The organism is Blastococcus sp. TBT05-19 (genome assembly GCF_003319095.1).
Taxonomy (GTDB): Bacteria; Actinomycetota; Actinomycetes; order Mycobacteriales; family Geodermatophilaceae; genus Blastococcus.
Map to the genome: position 1 here is coordinate 255,833 of NZ_QOHI01000001.1, position 16,251 is coordinate 272,083.

At 73.0% G+C, this 16,251-nt stretch carries 13 protein-coding genes; 5 read left to right on the forward strand and 8 right to left on the reverse strand.

Annotated elements, in window-relative coordinates; all coding sequences use genetic code 11:
- Positions 1-16 precede the first annotated feature (16 nt).
- Together leuA and DQ244_RS01205 are read right to left on the reverse strand one after the other, a co-directional pair.
- A complete protein-coding gene (gene leuA / locus DQ244_RS01200) occupies positions 17-1,750 on the reverse strand; it encodes a 2-isopropylmalate synthase (RefSeq protein ID WP_113809663.1) in 1,734 nt (577 codons plus the stop codon).
- A 171-nt stretch (positions 1,751-1,921) separates the two neighbouring features.
- A complete protein-coding gene (locus tag DQ244_RS01205) occupies positions 1,922-2,563 on the reverse strand; it encodes a helix-turn-helix transcriptional regulator (RefSeq protein WP_113809664.1) in 642 nt (213 codons plus the stop codon).
- A 167-nt stretch (positions 2,564-2,730) separates the two neighbouring features.
- On the opposite strand from DQ244_RS01205, the gene DQ244_RS01210 reads away from it, so the two are divergent.
- On the forward strand, positions 2,731-3,372 hold the full coding sequence (locus DQ244_RS01210) for a hypothetical protein (RefSeq protein ID WP_113809665.1): 642 nt from the start codon (positions 2,731-2,733) through the stop codon (positions 3,370-3,372).
- 12 nt (positions 3,373-3,384) lie between these two features.
- Here the strand turns inward: DQ244_RS01210 and DQ244_RS01215 are convergent, their stop codons facing one another.
- From DQ244_RS01215 to DQ244_RS01225, 3 genes are all read right to left on the reverse strand, one after another.
- Positions 3,385-4,173 (reverse strand): carbon-nitrogen hydrolase family protein, encoded by a 789-nt coding sequence (locus DQ244_RS01215; RefSeq protein ID WP_199580094.1) that lies wholly within the window; start codon positions 4,171-4,173, stop codon positions 3,385-3,387.
- Positions 4,170-5,852: an NAD(P)/FAD-dependent oxidoreductase gene (locus DQ244_RS01220; RefSeq protein ID WP_113809666.1), complete on the reverse strand. Its 1,683-nt coding sequence runs from the start codon at positions 5,850-5,852 to the stop codon at positions 4,170-4,172. The genes DQ244_RS01215 and DQ244_RS01220 overlap by 4 nt, the downstream gene beginning before the upstream one ends.
- Positions 5,853-5,961: 109 nt before the next feature.
- On the reverse strand, positions 5,962-7,554 hold the full coding sequence (locus tag DQ244_RS01225) for a phospholipase D-like domain-containing protein (RefSeq protein WP_113809667.1): 1,593 nt from the start codon (positions 7,552-7,554) through the stop codon (positions 5,962-5,964).
- Positions 7,555-7,629: 75 nt separating this feature from the next.
- Between DQ244_RS01225 and DQ244_RS01230 the strand changes: the two genes are divergently transcribed.
- From DQ244_RS01230 to DQ244_RS01240, 3 genes are read left to right on the forward strand one after another with little or no spacing between them, the layout of a single operon-like run.
- Positions 7,630-8,895, forward strand: a complete 1,266-nt coding sequence (locus tag DQ244_RS01230; RefSeq protein WP_113809668.1) for an aspartate kinase — start codon at positions 7,630-7,632, stop codon at positions 8,893-8,895.
- Positions 8,892-9,923, forward strand: a complete 1,032-nt coding sequence (locus DQ244_RS01235) for an aspartate-semialdehyde dehydrogenase (protein WP_113809669.1) — start codon at positions 8,892-8,894, stop codon at positions 9,921-9,923. The genes DQ244_RS01230 and DQ244_RS01235 overlap by 4 nt, the downstream gene beginning before the upstream one ends.
- A 22-nt stretch (positions 9,924-9,945) precedes the next feature.
- Entirely contained in the window at positions 9,946-10,434 is a 489-nt protein-coding gene (locus DQ244_RS01240) for a hypothetical protein (protein ID WP_113809670.1), read from the forward strand.
- 28 nt (positions 10,435-10,462) lie between these two features.
- On the opposite strand, the gene DQ244_RS01245 is transcribed toward DQ244_RS01240, so the two are convergent.
- Positions 10,463-12,259: a prolyl oligopeptidase family serine peptidase gene (locus DQ244_RS01245; protein WP_233491095.1), complete on the reverse strand. Its 1,797-nt coding sequence runs from the start codon at positions 12,257-12,259 to the stop codon at positions 10,463-10,465.
- A 182-nt stretch (positions 12,260-12,441) separates the two neighbouring features.
- Between DQ244_RS01245 and DQ244_RS01250 the strand changes: the two genes are divergently transcribed.
- Positions 12,442-13,713 carry an MFS transporter gene (locus DQ244_RS01250; protein WP_113809672.1) on the forward strand — a complete coding sequence of 424 codons (1,272 nt, stop codon included), beginning with the start codon at positions 12,442-12,444 and terminating at the stop codon, positions 13,711-13,713.
- Positions 13,714-13,753: 40 nt separating this feature from the next.
- Here DQ244_RS01250 and DQ244_RS01255 read toward each other — a convergent pair whose 3' ends face one another.
- Positions 13,754-14,848, reverse strand: coding sequence for a hemolysin family protein (locus DQ244_RS01255; protein ID WP_113809673.1), 1,095 nt, complete (start codon positions 14,846-14,848; stop codon positions 13,754-13,756).
- Entirely contained in the window at positions 14,845-16,194 is a 1,350-nt protein-coding gene (locus DQ244_RS01260) for a hemolysin family protein (RefSeq protein ID WP_113809674.1), read from the reverse strand. Before DQ244_RS01260 ends, DQ244_RS01255 begins: the two co-directional genes overlap by 4 nt.
- Between the last annotated feature and the right edge of the window lie 57 nt (positions 16,195-16,251).

A 16,251-nucleotide genomic window follows, 5' to 3' on the forward strand; every position in this document is an offset into this window, starting at 1 on the left:
GCCCGCCCCGCCCCGATCAGCGCTGAGCCCGGTTGACCGCGGAGACGACGGCGCGCAGCGAGGCGCTGACGATGTTCGGGTCGATCCCCACGCCCCAGAGCACGCGGTCACCCACGGCGCACTCCACGTAGGCCGCGGCCCGCGCGTCGCCGCCGGCGGACATCGCGTGCTCGGCGTAGTCGAGCACGCGGACGTCGACGTCCAGGCTGTGCAGCGCGTCGACGAACGCAGCGATCGGGCCGTTGCCCCGGCCCTCGACGGTCACCGGGACGCCGGAGTCGACCAGCTCCACGATCATCTCGTCGACCTGGTCGCCGTGCGCGGTGTGCCGGTGGCCGGTGAGCGAGAACCGGCCCCAGGGCGCCGCCGCGTCGGGCAGGTACTCGCTGCTGAAGGCGGTCCACATCTGCTCGGCGGTCACCTCGCCGCCCTCGTCGTCGGTGTGCCGCTGGATGACCGCGGAGAACTCGATCTGGAGCCGGCGGGGCAGGTCGAGGTGGTTCTCGGTCTTCATGATGTAGGCGACGCCGCCCTTGCCGGACTGGCTGTTCACCCGGATCACGGCCTCGTAGCTGCGCCCGACGTCCTTGGGGTCGATCGGCAGGTAGGGCACGGCCCAGGCCTGCTGCTCGACGGGGACCCCGGCGGCCTCGGCGTCGGCGGCCAGCGCCTTGAAGCCCTTGTTGATCGCGTCCTGGTGCGAGCCGGAGAACGCGGTGTAGACCAGGTCGCCGCCGTAGGGGTGCCGCTCGTGCACGCCCAGCTGGTTGCAGTACTCGACGGTGCGGCGGATCTCGTCGATGTCGGAGAAGTCGATCTCCGGGTCGATGCCCTGGCTGAAGAGGTTCAGCCCCAGGGTCACCAGGTCGACGTTGCCGGTGCGCTCGCCGTTGCCGAACAGGCAGCCCTCGATGCGGTCGGCGCCGGCGCGGTAGCCGAGCTCGGCGGCGGCGACGGCGGTGCCGCGGTCGTTGTGCGGGTGCAGGCTCAGGACCACCGAGTCGCGGCGGGCCAGGTTCCGGTGCACCCACTCGATCTGGTCGGCGTAGACGCTCGGCTCGGCCATCTCCACCGTCGCCGGGAGGTTCAGGATGGTCGGCCGGTCGGGGGTGGGCTCCCAGACGTCGGTGACGGCGTTGCAGACCTCGACGGCGAAGTCGAGCTCGGTGCCGGTGAAGGACTCGGGGGAGTACTCGAAGCGGATGTCGGTGTCGCCCATCTGCTCGGCCAGCTTGCGCACCACCTGCGCGCCGTGGACGGCGATGTCGACGATGCCGGCGCGGTCGGAGCCGAAGACGACCCGGCGCTGCAGCGTGCTGGTCGAGTTGTAGAGGTGCACGATCGCCTGCTTCGCGCCGCGCAGGGACTCGAAGGTGCGCTCGATCAGCTCGTCGCGGGCCTGGGTCAGCACCTGGATGGTGACGTCACCGGGGATGAGGTCGTCGTCGATCAGCTGCCGGACGAAGTCGTAGTCGGTCTGGCTCGCCGCGGGGAACCCGACCTCGATCTCCTTGTAGCCCATGCGGACCAGGAGCTCGAACATCCGCCGCTTGCGGTCGGGCGTCATTGGGTCGATCAGCGCCTGGTTGCCGTCGCGCAGGTCGACCGCGCACCAGCGCGGGGCCTTCGTCGTCACCGTCTCCGGCCACGTGCGGTCGGGCAGGGCTACGGGGGTGAACGGCGCGTAGCGGTGGATCGGCATCCCCGAGGGCTGCTGGGGATGGCGGGCGTGCGGATGGGTGTCGTTCATGAGGAGGCTCCTGGTGCGGGCTGCCGTGCGCGGAGTGCGCACGGGCTCCGGAACGGTCAGCGGACGCCGGGAGACGCCAGAACCCCGCGGCGAGGAAGCCGACCTAGGAGAGGGCCTCGCCGCGGCGGGTAAGCAGGAGGCTGCCGCGCACGTTCCCACGGTAGCAGCGGGTCAACCGATGTCGCAGGCGCACGCGCAGTCCTCGGCGTGGACGGGCTTGCCGGACCAGTCGTCCAGCTCGTCGCACCCAGGCGGGCAGCGGCAGCACCATCCGTCGTCCAGGGGGAGCAGCCGGCTCGCTTCCCACCGCCGCTGCCGGTCCTCTGCCGACCGGCGCCGGGCCTCCGCGCGCCTGGCGGCCGCACGTTCCCAGGGCGCGTCGCCGGGCTGCGGCAGGAGGTGGTCGTCGGGCCGGTCGCGAGTTCGCTCGGCCCTGTCGTCCCCCGGCCGCCGGCGGTCGAAGGTGTACGTCGGCCGGGGGAGGTGCGGCCGGATCTCCCACCGCCACGCGCGGTCATCGCTGAGCACCGTGTCGAGGTGGGCGGGAAGGTGGCGGCCGGCGCCGTCGCGCACGGTATCTGCCGCCATCCCGTGCACTTCGCGGCCGTCGGTGTCCAGGAGTGCCAGTCGGAGACCGGCCACCGCCGCGCACCCGGCCAGCGCTCGCGCGTCCAAACCCCGGGATCGGCTCTCCGCGGCGGCGATCACGGACTTGGGGAGGCCCGTGCGGTCAGCGAGCTCCCGCTGGGAGAGGTCGGCTCGCCGTCGGATGCGCCGCAGCAGCCCGGACAGATCGAAGAGGACATCGAGCACCGGGCGATGGTGGACCGACTCCCCTCGGGCCAGGCGGCAACGTGACCTCCTGTGGACAGTCGGCCTCTGCCCACAGAGGTGGGCAGAGACCGACTCTCGCGGGGGAGCAAGGTGCGCGGCTGGGTAGCGTGCCGTCGGCGGAGTCCGAGCGAGCAGGGAGGACGGTCATGGCCCGCGGAGGCGCCAAGGAACCCCGGGCCGAGCGGGTCCTGCGCGGCGTCTGCGTCGGGGCGGTCGTGCTCTCGCTGATGCTCGGCGTGTTCGTGATCCCGATCCAGTTCATCGACGGCCGGCTCACCCGCATGGTCGAGGCCATCGAGAGCTCCGATCCCGCTCCGCACCCGGCGCTGACGCTGCGGCAGCGGGTGGAGGAGGACCGGTACGGCTACGGCGTGGACGAGCTGCTGGCGACCTACCGGGGCGACGGCGGGGAGGTCCGCACCGCGCGGCTGCACTACTACGGCCAGCTCCGCGTCGTCCGCGAGCAGGAGGGCTGGCACGAGATGCCGGTCGGGGCCGGAGCGGAGATCCACCTGACCCCCGACGGCCGGGACGGCTTCCTCGCGGAGGACTACCGGGAGCGGCTGCGGAACGAGGACGACGTCCTCTACCGCGTCGCCGATGCGTGGATCGCGGGCTGGGCCGGGCTCGGCCTGGTCGCACTCGGCGCCCGCTCGGCCCTCCGGCTCCGCCGCGGCGTCGTCGGCACCCGCGGGGCGGTCCTGCCCGCGGTCCTCTACGGCGTCGGCGCCGTGGCGCTGGTGGCGGTGGGCTGGGCGGTCTCGTTCCCGCTCGGCGACGGCTTCTGACCCCGGCCCGACCTAGGGGGAGGCCTCGCCGAAGAGGTCCGGACGACGGTCGGCGAGGTAGCCCATGCTGCCGGTCCCGACCAGCTCGACGACGTCCAGCTGCTCGTCCCGCCCGGCCAGGGCCAGGACGGTGCCGTCCGGCGCGCAGACGGTGCTCAGACCGCCGTACTCGAGCCCGCCCTCGGTGCCGGTGTAGTTGGCGTACACGAGGAAGACGCCGTTCTCGAAGGCGCGCGCCCGCACCAGCACGGTGGGGACGAGGTCGTAGTCCGCCATGTTCGCCGTCGGCACGAGGACCGTCCCGGCTCCGGCCAGGGCCAGCGAACGCGTCGCCTCCGGGAACTCGACGTCGTAGCAGAGGAGCAGACCCACCGGGTGCCCGCGGAGGTCGGCGACCCGCGGCCGCTCCTGCCCGGGGGTGAACCGGTCGCGGTCGAGGTCGCCGAAGAGGTGCAGCTTGCGGTGGCTGCTCCGGACCGCGCCGTCGTCGACGAGCTGGGCGGCGTTGTAGACCTCCCCCGCGGACCCGAGCTCGGGATAGCCGTAGACCACCGCGACCCCGGTCCGCCGGGTCGTCTCCGCTACCGCCCGGGCGATCGGGCCGTCGGCGGGCTCGGCGAGGCGGAAGGTCTCGTCGCGGCCGATGTCGTAACCGGTCGTGAACATCTCCGGGGTCACCAGGACGTCCGCCCGGCCGGCCACTGAGCGGCAGGCTGCGTCGAGGCGTTCGAGGTTGCCCGCGACGTCCAACGGGGCGGAGGTGCACTGCAGCACCGCCACCCGCAGGGCGGCCGCGCTCATCCGGGCAGCTCGACCGGGGCGAGCTCGTCGAAGAGGTCGCCGGGGCCGGGGTTGTCGGGGTGGGTCGAGCCGCCGAGGTGGTGCATCACGCCCCACACCGCGTTCAGCGCGGTCTGCACCGCGCCCTCGGCCCAGGCCGGGGCGAACGACACGTCGTCGCCGGCGATGAAGATGCCGCGCTGCTCCGGCGGCAGGTCCCGCTGCACGAAGTGCGTGTACATCCGGTGGTTGTAGCGGTAGTGCCCCGGCAGCGCGCCCTTGAAGGCGCCCAGGAAGTAGGGGTCGTCCTCCCAGGAGACGGTGGCCGGGTCGCCCACGATGTGGCTCCGGATGTCGACGTCGGGATAGATCTTGGCCAGGGCGCCGAGCGCCAGCTCGACCCGGCGGTCCACCGAGTGCGGCAGCATCTTGAGCGAGTCCGACATCCACGAGTACGACAGGCAGATGACCGCCGGGACCCCGGGCCCGTTGTCGAACAGGTACGTGCCGCGGGTGAGCCGGTCGGTGAGCGTCATGCTCATCGTGTCGCGGCCGGTGTCGGTGCGGACGTCCTTCCAGAACGGCCGGTCGACCATGACGAAGGTCTTGGTCGACTGCATGTAGCGGGTGCGGTCCAGCGCCATCCACATGTCCTGCGAGAACAGGGCCTCGTCGCAGTCGATCTGCGTGGTGAGCAACCAGCTCTGGCAGGTCGCCACGACGGCGTCGTGCCGTCGGCTGACGCCCCAGCGGTCGCGGACGGAGAAGCTGCCGTCGTCGTTCCGGGCGATCGCCGAGACGGCCGGCCGGGTGGCACCGCCGTGCAGCGAGGCCAGCGTCGTCCCCTCCGGCCACGGGCTCCCCGCACGGACCGGCAGGGTCCACAGGCCACGGGGGAGCTGCTCGGCGCCGCCGACGACGAGGCGCTGGTCGGTGTCGCAGTCGGTCAGGACGACGCGCAGGATCTCCAGCATCGAGTTGGGGAAGTCCGAGTCCCAGCCGCCGGTGCCGAACCCGACGACGCCGAACAGCTCCCGGTAGCGGAACGGCAGCCCGGCGAAGGCCTTCGCGCCGGCGACGAAGTCGTAGAACGTGCGGTCGTCCCACGTCGCCACCAGCTCGTCCCACAGCGCCTTGATCCGCGGCACGTCCCGACGGCGGATCGCGTCCTGGAGCTCGGTGAAGCCGATCTCCTCCAGGGCCTCGTCCCAGGCCTGCGACATGGTCGAGAAGAGCTCGGGCAGGTCCTCGATCGAGCGGCCGTAGTACGTCTCACCACCGATGTCGATGACGGTGCTGCCGGCGGCCGGGGTCAGCGGGTTGGGGAAGGGGCGGTTCTCCAGGCCGACGGCGTCGGCGTAGTGGAAGAACGACGTGCCCGACACCGGGAAGCGCATGCCGCCCATCTCCGCTGTGACGCCGTCGGCGCCCTCGAACCGGTGGGTCCGCAACCGGCCACCGATGCGGGTGGCCTCGTAGATGACCGGCGTGAGCCCGAGGCTCATCAGCTCGTACGCCGCGACCATCCCGGACAGCCCGGCGCCCACGATCGCGACCTCCCGGCCGCGCGCCTCCTCCGGCACCGAGCCCAGACCCCGGGGGGAGGCGATCCAGTCGTCGAAGGCGAACGGGAAGTCCGGCCCGAAGATGGTCACCGGCCCCGCGGAGCGGTCCGTCTCGGGGGAGGGCAGGACGGTCATCGACAGGTGTTCCTCTCGGGTCGGTCGGGGTCGGCGGGGCGCGGTACCGGCACGGCCGAAGCATGCCGCCGCGCCTCGGCGCCGTGCGGGAGGTGCGGGGGGCGGGTGCTCAGAAGTCCTTCTTCAGCCGCATCCGCAGCGGGCGGCCGTCGGGGTCGTCGAGCAGGCGGTACACCGGCGTCGCCCACAGGCGGGTGAACCAGGGCAGCTTCTCCGCCTGGTGCCGGCGCACCCGGCCCGGCGGGCGCGGGCCCTGACGGCCGCCGGCGTGCCAGGCGTCCAGGGCGGCGGCCCGCTCCTCGAGGACCTCGACGAAGCGCCCCGGGTCGAGGACCAGCTCGTCCTCGCCGCCGTCGGGGTCCAGGTCCAGGTGCTCGCGGGCCAGGGCCAGCCGCAGGTCCCGGGCGAAGGTGCGGGCGCCGTCCCCGGTCCCCGCCGGGTCGCGGGGTTCCCGCGGGTCCAGCGTGCTGTCGAGGACCGTGCTGGACAGCTCGCTGTCGTGGGTCCAGGAGCGCCGGTTGAAGTTGTCGCTGCCGACGCTGGCCCAGGTGTCGTCGACGACGCAGACCTTCGCGTGCACGTACACCGGCGTCCCGGCGTGGTTCTCCACGTCGTAGACGTGCACCCGCCCCTGGCCGGCCCGCTGGCACATCTCGATCGCCTGCCAGCGGCCCACGTACTGCGGGCGCTCGGCGAACGCGCCGTCCTGGTCCGGGACCCGCGGCACGACGACCACCAGGTGCAGGTCGGGGTGGTCGGCCAGCGCCTCGGCGAACAGCCGGGCCACCTCCCCCGACCACATGTACTGGTCCTCGAGGTAGATCAGCCGGCGCGCCCGCTTGATCGCCTTGGTGTAGCCCCGGGCGACCGACCGCTCGCCCCGGGGCGCGAAGTCGTACGGCGGCCGGATCGCCGGATACGTCCGGAGGTTCTGCACGGCGTGCGGCCCGCACTCCGGGGGCGGCGGCAGCTGCGGCGGCAAGGGGTCGGCGTGCAGCCGGGCTCGGTGCAGCTTGTCGTGGACCCAGGCGAGGGGGTGGTCCTCGTCGGGGCTGTTCGGATCGTCCCAGCGCTCGCGGAAGATCGTGTCGAGCACGTGCACCGCCGGGCCGCGGACCTGCAGCTGGACGTCGTGCCACGGCGGGGTGTCCCCGTACGCGGCGGCCATGCGCAGGGCCTGCGGGTCCCCACCGTGGTCGGCGTCGTCGCGCCGGGAGTAGCAGAGGTCGATGCCGCCGACGAACGCGATGTCCTGGGACGGGTCCTCGTCGTGCCGGAGCACCACCATCTTCTGGTGGTGGCTGCCCATGCGGCGGATCCGCTGGTCCAGGATCACCTCGCCTCCGCCGTGCTCGATCTCCGCGTCGAGGGCACGGTTGGACTCCTTGTTCATCGTCAACTGCTCCGCGTGCGACCTCCAGACGAGCCCGCGCACGCAGACGCCGCGCTTCACCGCCTCGGTGAACAGCTCGGCCACCGTCGGCCCCCCGTCGCGCAGCAGCTCGTCGGGGTCACCGCGCCAGTCGGTGAAGAACAGGTGGTCGCCGGCGTCCAGCGCGCGGACCTCCTCGACCAGCCGCTCGAAGTAGGTCGCACCGTGCAGCAGCGGCTCGGCGAGGTTCCCCTCGGTCCAGCCAGGGATCGCGGTGGCGGCGTTCCCGCGCTCCTCGGCGCTGAGCAGCCACTGCTCCGGTGAGTCCATCCGTCGATCTCATCCTGCGGGAACGCGCGGACGCAACCGCCGGTCGCGCGCGGTACGTCGGTAGCCTTGTGCCTCGTGGCCCTCGTCGTCCAGAAGTACGGCGGTTCCTCCGTCGCCTCTCCCACGCACATGAAGCGCGTCGCGGAGCGGATCGTCGCCGCCAAGAAGAACGGTGACGACGTCGTCGTCGTCGTCTCCGCCATGGGCGACACGACCGACGAGCTGCTCGACCAGGCCAGCCAGATCACCGACGACCCGCCCGGTCGCGAGCTCGACATGCTGCTCACGGCCGGCGAGCGGATCTCGATGGCGCTGCTCGCGATCGCCATCTCCACGCACGGCTACGAGGCGCGGTCCTTCACCGGCTCGCAGGCCGGCGTCATCACCACCGGCAGCCACGGCAAGGCCCGGATCATCGACGTCACGCCCGGCCGGCTCCGGTCGGCGCTGGACGAGGGGTCCATCGTGATCGTCGCCGGCTTCCAGGGCGTCAGCCAGGACACCAAGGACATCACCACGCTGGGCCGCGGCGGGTCCGACACCACGGCCGTCGCCGTCGCCGCCGCGCTCCGGGCCGACGTCTGCGAGATCTACACCGACGTCGACGGCGTCTTCACCGCCGACCCGCGCATCGTCCCGAACGCCAAGCGGCTGGACACCGTCACCTACGAGGAGATGCTCGAGCTCGCCGCGTCCGGCGCCAAGGTGCTCATGCTCCGCTGCGTCGAGTACGCCCGCCGCTACGGCATCCCCGTGCACGTCCGCAGCTCCTACTCACAGCTCCCCGGCACGACGGTTGCCGGCTCGATGGAGGACCTCCCGGTGGAACAGGCGATCATCACGGGCGTCGCGCACGACCGCTCCGAAGGCAAGATCACCGTCTACGGGGTGCCGGACCGGCCCGGCGAGGCCGCGCAGCTCTTCCGCGTGCTGGCCGACGCCGAGGTCAACATCGACATGATCGTGCAGAACGTGTCGGCCGGGGCCAGCAAGCTCGCCGACATCTCGTTCACCCTCCCCAAGAGCGACGGGCCGACCGCCCTGGCCGCGCTGGAGAAGGTCAGGAACACCGTCGGCTACACCGACGTGCAGTTCGACCAGCACATCGGCAAGGTGTCGCTGGTGGGCGCCGGCATGCGCTCGCACCCGGGCGTCTCGGCCAAGTTCTTCGGCGCGCTCGCCGACGCCGGCGTGAACCTGGAGCTGATCAGCACCTCGGAGATCCGCATCTCCGTGGTCTGCCGCGACACCGAAGTCGACATCGCCGTCCGCGCGGTGCACGACGCCTTCGACCTCGGCTCCGACGTCGAGGCCGTCGTCTACGGAGGGACCGGACGATGAGCATGCGCCCGCTGAACGTCGGCATCGTCGGCGCCACCGGCCAGGTCGGGGCCGCGATGCGCTCGATCCTCGCCGAGCGCGACCTCCCGATCGCCTCGATCCGCTTCTTCGCCTCAGCCCGCTCGGCCGGCACCACGCTGCCGTGGGGCGACGGCGAGATCACCGTCGAGGACGCCGCCACCGCCGACCCCAGCGGGCTGGACGTGGCGCTCTTCTCCGCCGGCGCCACCACCTCGCGCGCGCAGGCGCCCCGGTACGCCGAGGCCGGCGTCATCGTGATCGACAACAGCTCCGCGTTCCGCCGCGACCCGGAGATCCCGCTGGTGTGCAGCGAGGTGAACCCGGGCGACATCGCCAAGGCATCGGGCCGGATCATCGCCAACCCGAACTGCACCACGATGGCCGCGATGCCGGTGCTCAAGCCGCTGCACGACGAGGCCGGGCTGGTCCGCATCGTCGCCAGCACCTACCAGGCCGTGTCGGGCTCGGGCATCGCCGGCGTCCAGGAGCTGCACTCGCAGGCGAAGGCCGTCGTCGACAAGGCCGACGAGCTCGCCTACGACGGGTCCGCCGTCGAGTTCCCCGCCCCGGCGAAGTACGTCGCGCCGATCGCCTTCAACGTGCTGCCGATGGCGGGTTCCGTCGTCGACGACGGCTCGTTCGAGACCGACGAGGAGCAGAAGCTCCGCAACGAGAGCCGCAAGATCCTGGGCATCCCCGACCTCCGGGTCTCGGGCACCTGCGTGCGGGTGCCGGTCTTCACCGGGCACTCGCTGTCGCTGAACGTCGAGTTCGACCGGCCGATCTCCGTCGAGCGCGCCACCGAGCTGCTGTCGTCGGCGCCCGGGGTCCAGCTGGTCGACGTGCCGACCCCGCTGCAGGCGGCCGGCAAGGACCCGAGCTACGTGGGCCGCATCCGCCAGGACGGCGAGAACGGCCTCGTGCTGTTCGTGAGCAACGACAACCTGCGCAAGGGTGCCGCGCTCAACACCGTCCAGATCGCGGAGCTCATCGCCGCCCAGGGGTGACCCGGCGGGGCATCATCACGCGGTGACGACCCACGAGCCGGAGCCCGACGAGCTGCCCGACGTCCCGCAGCCCGGCTGGCCCGGGCCCGACCGCTACACCCTGCTCGCCATGGTGGAGCTCGACGAGGCCCTGGACGCCGACGTGCGGGTGGACGCCGCCCACGCCGTCGTCAGCGACGGGGTCGTCCGGGCGTTCGGTCCGCGGTGGAACGAGTGGCTCGCCCAGGCGCTGGCGGCCGAGGGCGTGGACCCCGGGGACCTCGCCGCCCTGCTGCGCGACGACGAGCTCGCCGAGCGCGTGGTGCGGCGCATGCGGGACCGGATGCGTGCGGACGACGACGCGCCGGACCTGCCGGACGAGGAGTTCGGCTGGTACGCCTACGCACCCGGCGACCCGGCCGGCTCCCGGGAGGCGTTCCGCCGCGCGGTCAGGCGGCGGGCGCAGACCGCCCGGCACGCGCTGCTGGCGCCCCGCCGGCCGCGGGTGGCCGGCCGGCGGGACGAGCGCTGACCTCGACCGCTCACCCGAGCCGAGGGGGCTACGGCTGCACGTGGCGCAGGGCGAAGGAGAGCGCGACCTCGACCTGGCGGATGGTCTCCTCGATCACCAGCGAGCCGTGGCCGGCGTCGAACCGGTACACCTCGTGCGGCTTCTCCAGCCGCTCGAGCTCGCCCAGGTAGTTGTCGATCTGCCGGATGGGGCAGCGCGGGTCGTTCGCGCCCGCGACCACCAGCACCGGCGCGGCGACGGCGTCGACGTAGGTGATGGGGGAGGAGCGCACGTAGACGTCGCGCTTCTGCTCCGGTGAGCCGCCGAACAGCGCGCGGTCGTAGGCCCGCAGGCCCTCCATCTCGTCCTCGTAGGCGGCCAGGTAGTCCGCCACCGGCACCTCGGCGATGCCGGCCGCCCAGCGCTCGGGCTGCGTGCCGAGGCCGAGGAGCGTGAGGAAGCCGCCCCAGGAGCCACCGGTCAGGATCGCCCGCCGCGGGTCCACGACCCCCTCGGCGACCAGCGCGTCGTACACCGCGCCGATGTCCTCCAGCTCGGTGAGCCCCGGCCGGCCGGTCAGCGCGTCGCGCCAGGTCGAGCCGTAGCCGGTGGAGCCGCGGTAGTTCACGTGCACGACGGCGTAGCCCGCGTCGACGTAGGCGGCGCGACGGGCGCGGTAGGAGTCGTCGTCGGCAGCCTCCGGACCGCCGTGGACCAGGAAGGCGGTGGCGTGCGGCCCGTCGCCGGCCGGGCGCACCAGCAGCGCGTGCACGTCCCCGCCCGGGCCGGGCACCCAGCGGTCCTCGACCGGGTAGGCCGGAGGCGGCTCCTCGTCGGACGCCGAGAGCACCACCGGGCCGTCGGCGCGGCGGATCACCGGGGGCAGCTCGGAGTTCGACCAGGCCAGCTCGACGGTGCCGTCGGGGCGGGCGGTGGCGCCGCGGACCACACCCGGCGGGGTGTCCAGCTTCTCCAGCGTGCCGGTGGCCAGGTCGTAGCGGTAGACCTCGCTGCGCGCGGCGTGGTCGTGGCCCACCAGCAGCGCGGAGCCGTCGGGGTACCAGCCGGCGGTCACGTCACCGGGCAGGTCGAGCACGAGCTCGGTCTCGGTGCCGGCCTCGACGTCCCAGATCAGGAGCTCCTCGCGGCCGCGGCGCTCGTGCCCGACCAGCAGGCGCCGGTCGCCGGGCAGCGGCGCGAACTCCAGCGCGTGCAGGCCCAGGCCCTCGCCGTCCCACTTCTCGGCCACCACCGAGTCGTCGGCGGTGCGGAGCACGCGGAGGGCCGGGTAGCGCGGGTCGCCGTTCTCCGAGTGCGAGAGGACGAGCAGCTCGTCGTCGTGGGTCAGGGCGTCGACCGACGCCGGGTCGGCGTGCCGGTAGACGACCCGCGGCGTCCCGCCGTGCGGCGCCAGCCAGAGCTCGCTGCCGTCGTCGGTGCTGCGGCCGATGGCGACCAGCGAGCGGCCGACCTCCAGGCCCGCCGGGTAGGCGGCCCCGACCTCGGCGACGGCCACCGTGTCCTCGCCGCCGGCGAACGGCTGGGTCATCCAGACGCCGAACTCGTCGCCGTCGGTGTCGGCGAACCACCAGATCGTCTCGCCGTCGGGGCTCAGCGTGCCGATGAGCGTGCCGTTGGGCCGGTCGGTGGCCTGCCGGTGGGTGTCGGTCTCCCGGTCCCAGGCATACTGCTCGACGACGCCGCTGACGTCGGAGGAGTACAGGTTGCGGTGCGGCGCGTCCTCGGCCCAGTCCGGGAGCGAGACCCGCGGTGCCCGGAACCGGGCCTGCCAGCGGGCGGTGACCTCGGGGGACAGGGCAGGGACGGTGCTGGGCTCGACGCTCACCGCTCCATCTTGCCTCGCGGGCCGGCCAGAGCCCTCCAGAACGGCGTGCGCGGCCATGCGTCCGCCGTCATTTGACGCACGAACAGGCCTTGACGGCGCTTTGTGTGATCCGGACCATACGTACACCGGACTTCTGTCCGCTTGACGGACACCCCACTCGATCGACCACGTCAGGAGCGGCCATGTCAGTACCCACCACGAGCGCACCCGAGCCGGTGCGCGTCGACCAGGACGCGCGGAAGGGCGCCGCGGCCGTGGCGATCGGCTTCGCCGTGCTCTGCCTCTCCTACATGCTCAACGCGATGGACCGGCAGGTCTTCTACCCGCTCCTGCCGCAGATCCGCGAGGAGTACGGGTTCTCGCTCGACCAGTCGGGTCTCCTGGCCACCGGGTTCACGCTCGGCATCGCGCTGACCGGGCTCCCGGCCGGGTACCTGCTCGACCGGCTCTCCCGCAAGATGATCATCGTCGTCAGCGTCGTCGTGTACTCGCTCGGCACGCTGGCGATCCCGCTCTCCGCGGGCTTCGGCGACATGGCGGTCTACCGGCTGGTCTCCGGCGTCGGCGAGGGCGTGCAGGCCACCGCGATCTACGCCGTGATCGGCGCCTACTTCTTCCACAAGCGCGCACTGGCCGCGGGCTTCATCGGCGTCGCGTTCGGTCTCGGTGTCTTCCTCGGCCCGATCATCGGGCAGGCCTTCGCCGAGTCGGCCGACTCGTGGCGGGCGCCGTTCGTCGTCTTCGGCGTCGCCGGGCTGGTCATGGCCGTCATCCTGTTCGTCACCGTGCCCCGCTGGATGAGCGAGGCGGTCGCCGGACGCTCCGGGACGGCCGACACGGCGTCCTACGAGCACATCCCCGCCAGCCCCTGGAACCGCGGCACCCTCGGCATCGGGATCGCCTCGGCCATCTCCGGGCTGGTCTTCTACGGGTTCCTCGGGCTCTACCCGACGTTCCTGCGCGAGGAGCTGGCCTTCGAGCCGGCCCAGATCGCGCTGGCCGCCTCGCTCGTGGGCTTCGGTGCGATGACCGCCCTCCCGGTGGGCTACCTGGCCGACCGCTACGACCAGCGGCTGCTGCTGGCGGTGGGCTTCGTCGGCTCGTCGCTGACCGCGCTGGCGGCCTACCGGTTCGCCGACGGTGTGACGGCGCAGTACCTGCTTGCCTTCCTGATGGGCGCCTTCGCCAGCGGCGTGCTGTTCACCAACTGCACGACGGCGATGCAGCGCGCGGTCCGTCCCGAGCAGGTCGGGCGGGGCGCGGGCCTCTTCATGCTCACGTACTACGTGGCGGCGGCCTTCTCCGGGCTGCTGTTCGCCCGGCTGGTCGGGAGCATGGGCTGGGACGGCGCGGGCCTGGTCCAGCTGACGCTGCTGCCGCTCGTCGGCATCGCGGCCCTGGCGCTGGTCGACCCGCGGCGGATGAACGTGCCGCCCAAGGTCGCCCGCGCCTGACGCGGCACCCCGGCGGTGACCGGCCCTCGCCGAGGGCCGGTCACCGCCCTCCCGCGCCCGCGCCGGACACCGCGGCGGAGGTGCGGTCCTGGCGCTCGTCCACCCGGCGGCGCTCGGCGGCGGCGTCGCGGACGTCGCCGATCAGCTGCTCCAGCACGTCCTCGAGCGCCACCACCCCGCCGGCCCCGCCCTCCACCAGGCCCAGGTGCGCCCCGGCCTTGCGCATGGCGGCCAGCACCTCCGGCAGGGCCTCGTCGGCACGCAGCTCGACGAAGGGCAGCACGTCCCGGTCGGGGACCGGTGAGTCGCGGCGGTCGGCCGGCACGTCGAGCACGTCCTTCACGTGCACGAAGCCCACCAGCGCGCCGTCCTCCGCGCGCACCGGGTACCGGCTGAAGCCGAACTCGGCCACCGTGGCCTCGAGCTCCCGCGGCGTGATGCTGCGGGGCACGGTGACCAGCTTGTCCACCGGCAGCAGCACCGACGACAGGTCGGTCTGCTCGAAGGAGAGCGCCCCGGCGGCCAGCTCGCCCATCTCCGTCCCGAGGATCCCCTCGCGCTGGGACTGCGTGACCATCGAGCGGATCTCGGTCTCGTCGAAGCTGGCCGCGACCTCGTCGGTCGGCTGCACCCCGAACAGCCGCACGAAGCCGTTCGCGATGGTGTTGAAGAACCAGATGAACGGCTTGAGCAGGCGCACCATCACCGCCAGCGGGGGGCCGAGGACCAACGCCGCCCGGTCGGGACCGGCGAGCGTGATGTTCTTGGGCACCATCTCGCCGAGCACCATGTGCAGCACGGTGACCAGCGAGAGCGCGATCGCCAGCGAGATCGGGTGCAGCAGCGCGTCGGGCACGTGCGCAGCGTGCAGCGGGACCTCGATCAGGTGGGCCACGGCGGGCTCGCCGACGGCGCCCAGACCCAGCGAGCACAGCGTGATGCCCAGCTGGGCGCCGGCCATCATCTGCGAGACGTTCCGCATCGCGGCGAGCGTCTTGACCGCCCGCGGCGACCCGTCCGCGGCCCGCGCCTCGATCTGGGCGGCGCGGGCGGAGACCAGGGCGAACTCCGCGGCCACGAAGAAGGCGTTGCCCAGCAGCAGGACGACCAGGATCAGCAGGCTCACGACGTTCATGCCGCCACCTCCTCGCGGGTGGCAGGGGCGTCGGCGGCGTCGTCGTCCGGCGGATCGGGCACCCGGCGGGCCACGACGCGGGCGACCCGGCGTCCCTGCACCGTCTCGACGGTGAGCTCGACGCCGTCGACGGGGACGACGTCCCCTTCCTGCGGCAGCCGCTGGAGCCGGTCGGTGAGGAAGCCGGCCAGCGTCTCGTACCGGCCCTCGGGAACGGCGATGCCCGTTCGTTCCTGCACCTCGTCGGGGCGCAGCAGCCCGGAGAGCACCCAGGTGTCGGCGTCCACCCGCCGCAGCGCGCGCAGCGGCCGGTCGGTCTCGTCCGCGATCTCCCCGACGAGCTCCTCCACGATGTCCTCCAGGGTGACCACGCCGTGGGTGGCGCCCCACTCGTCGACCACCAGGGCCAGCTGGAGGCCCTGGTCCCGCAGCAGGTCCAGCAGCCGCTCCAGCTGCATCGACGACGGGACGGCGAGCACCGGCGCGGCCAGCTCGCCGGCGGTGCGCACGCCCCGCTCGGCCTCCGGGACGGCGACCGCGTGCTTCACGTGCACGACGCCGGTGACCTCGTCCAGGTCGGAGCCGTAGACCGGGAAGCGGGAGTTGCCCGACTCCACCGCGGCGGCGATGACGTCGGCCGCGGTGGCGCTGGCCCGCAGCGTCCACAGCTGCGTGCGCGGCGTCATCACGTCGGTGGCGAACTTGGCGCCGAGCTTGAGCGAGCGCTGCAGCAGGCGGGCGGCCACGGGGGAGAGGTCGCCCTCCTCCGCCGAGCGGCGGGCGACGGCGGCGAGCTCGTCGGCGTCGCGTGCGGTGTCCAGCTCCTCGCGCGGCTCGAAGCCCAGCCGCCGGACGATCGCGTTGGCCAGCCGCTGCAGCGACCCCACCACCGGCCGGGTGACCCGGGTGAACGCCCGCATCCCGGGCGCGATGACGCCGGCGACGGCCAGCGGGTTGGCGATCGCCAGGTTCTTGGGCCCCAGCTCGCCCAGCAGCATCTGCAGGGTGGTCGCCAGCGCGATGGCCAGCCCGTAGGAGACCGCGGTGACCGACCCGCCGGTGAGACCCGCCGACTCCAGCGGTCCGCGCAGCAGCTGGCCGATGGCCGGCTCGGCGAGGTAGCCCACGACCAGGGTGGTGATCGTGATGCCGAACTGCGCGGCGGACAGCTGGGTGGACAGCGACGACAGCGCGCGGACGACGCTGCGGCCCCGGCGGTCACCGGAGGCGGCGGCCTGCTCGGCCCGCCCCCGGTCCACGGTCGTGAGGGAGAACTCCGCCGCGACGAAGAACCCGGTGAACACCGTCAGGAGGACGGCGGCGAGGAGGAGCAGCCATTCGGTCATCGCGGCAGACGGTGCCCCTGCCGCGACCTGTCCAACCCCGGGAACGACTCAGGGGCC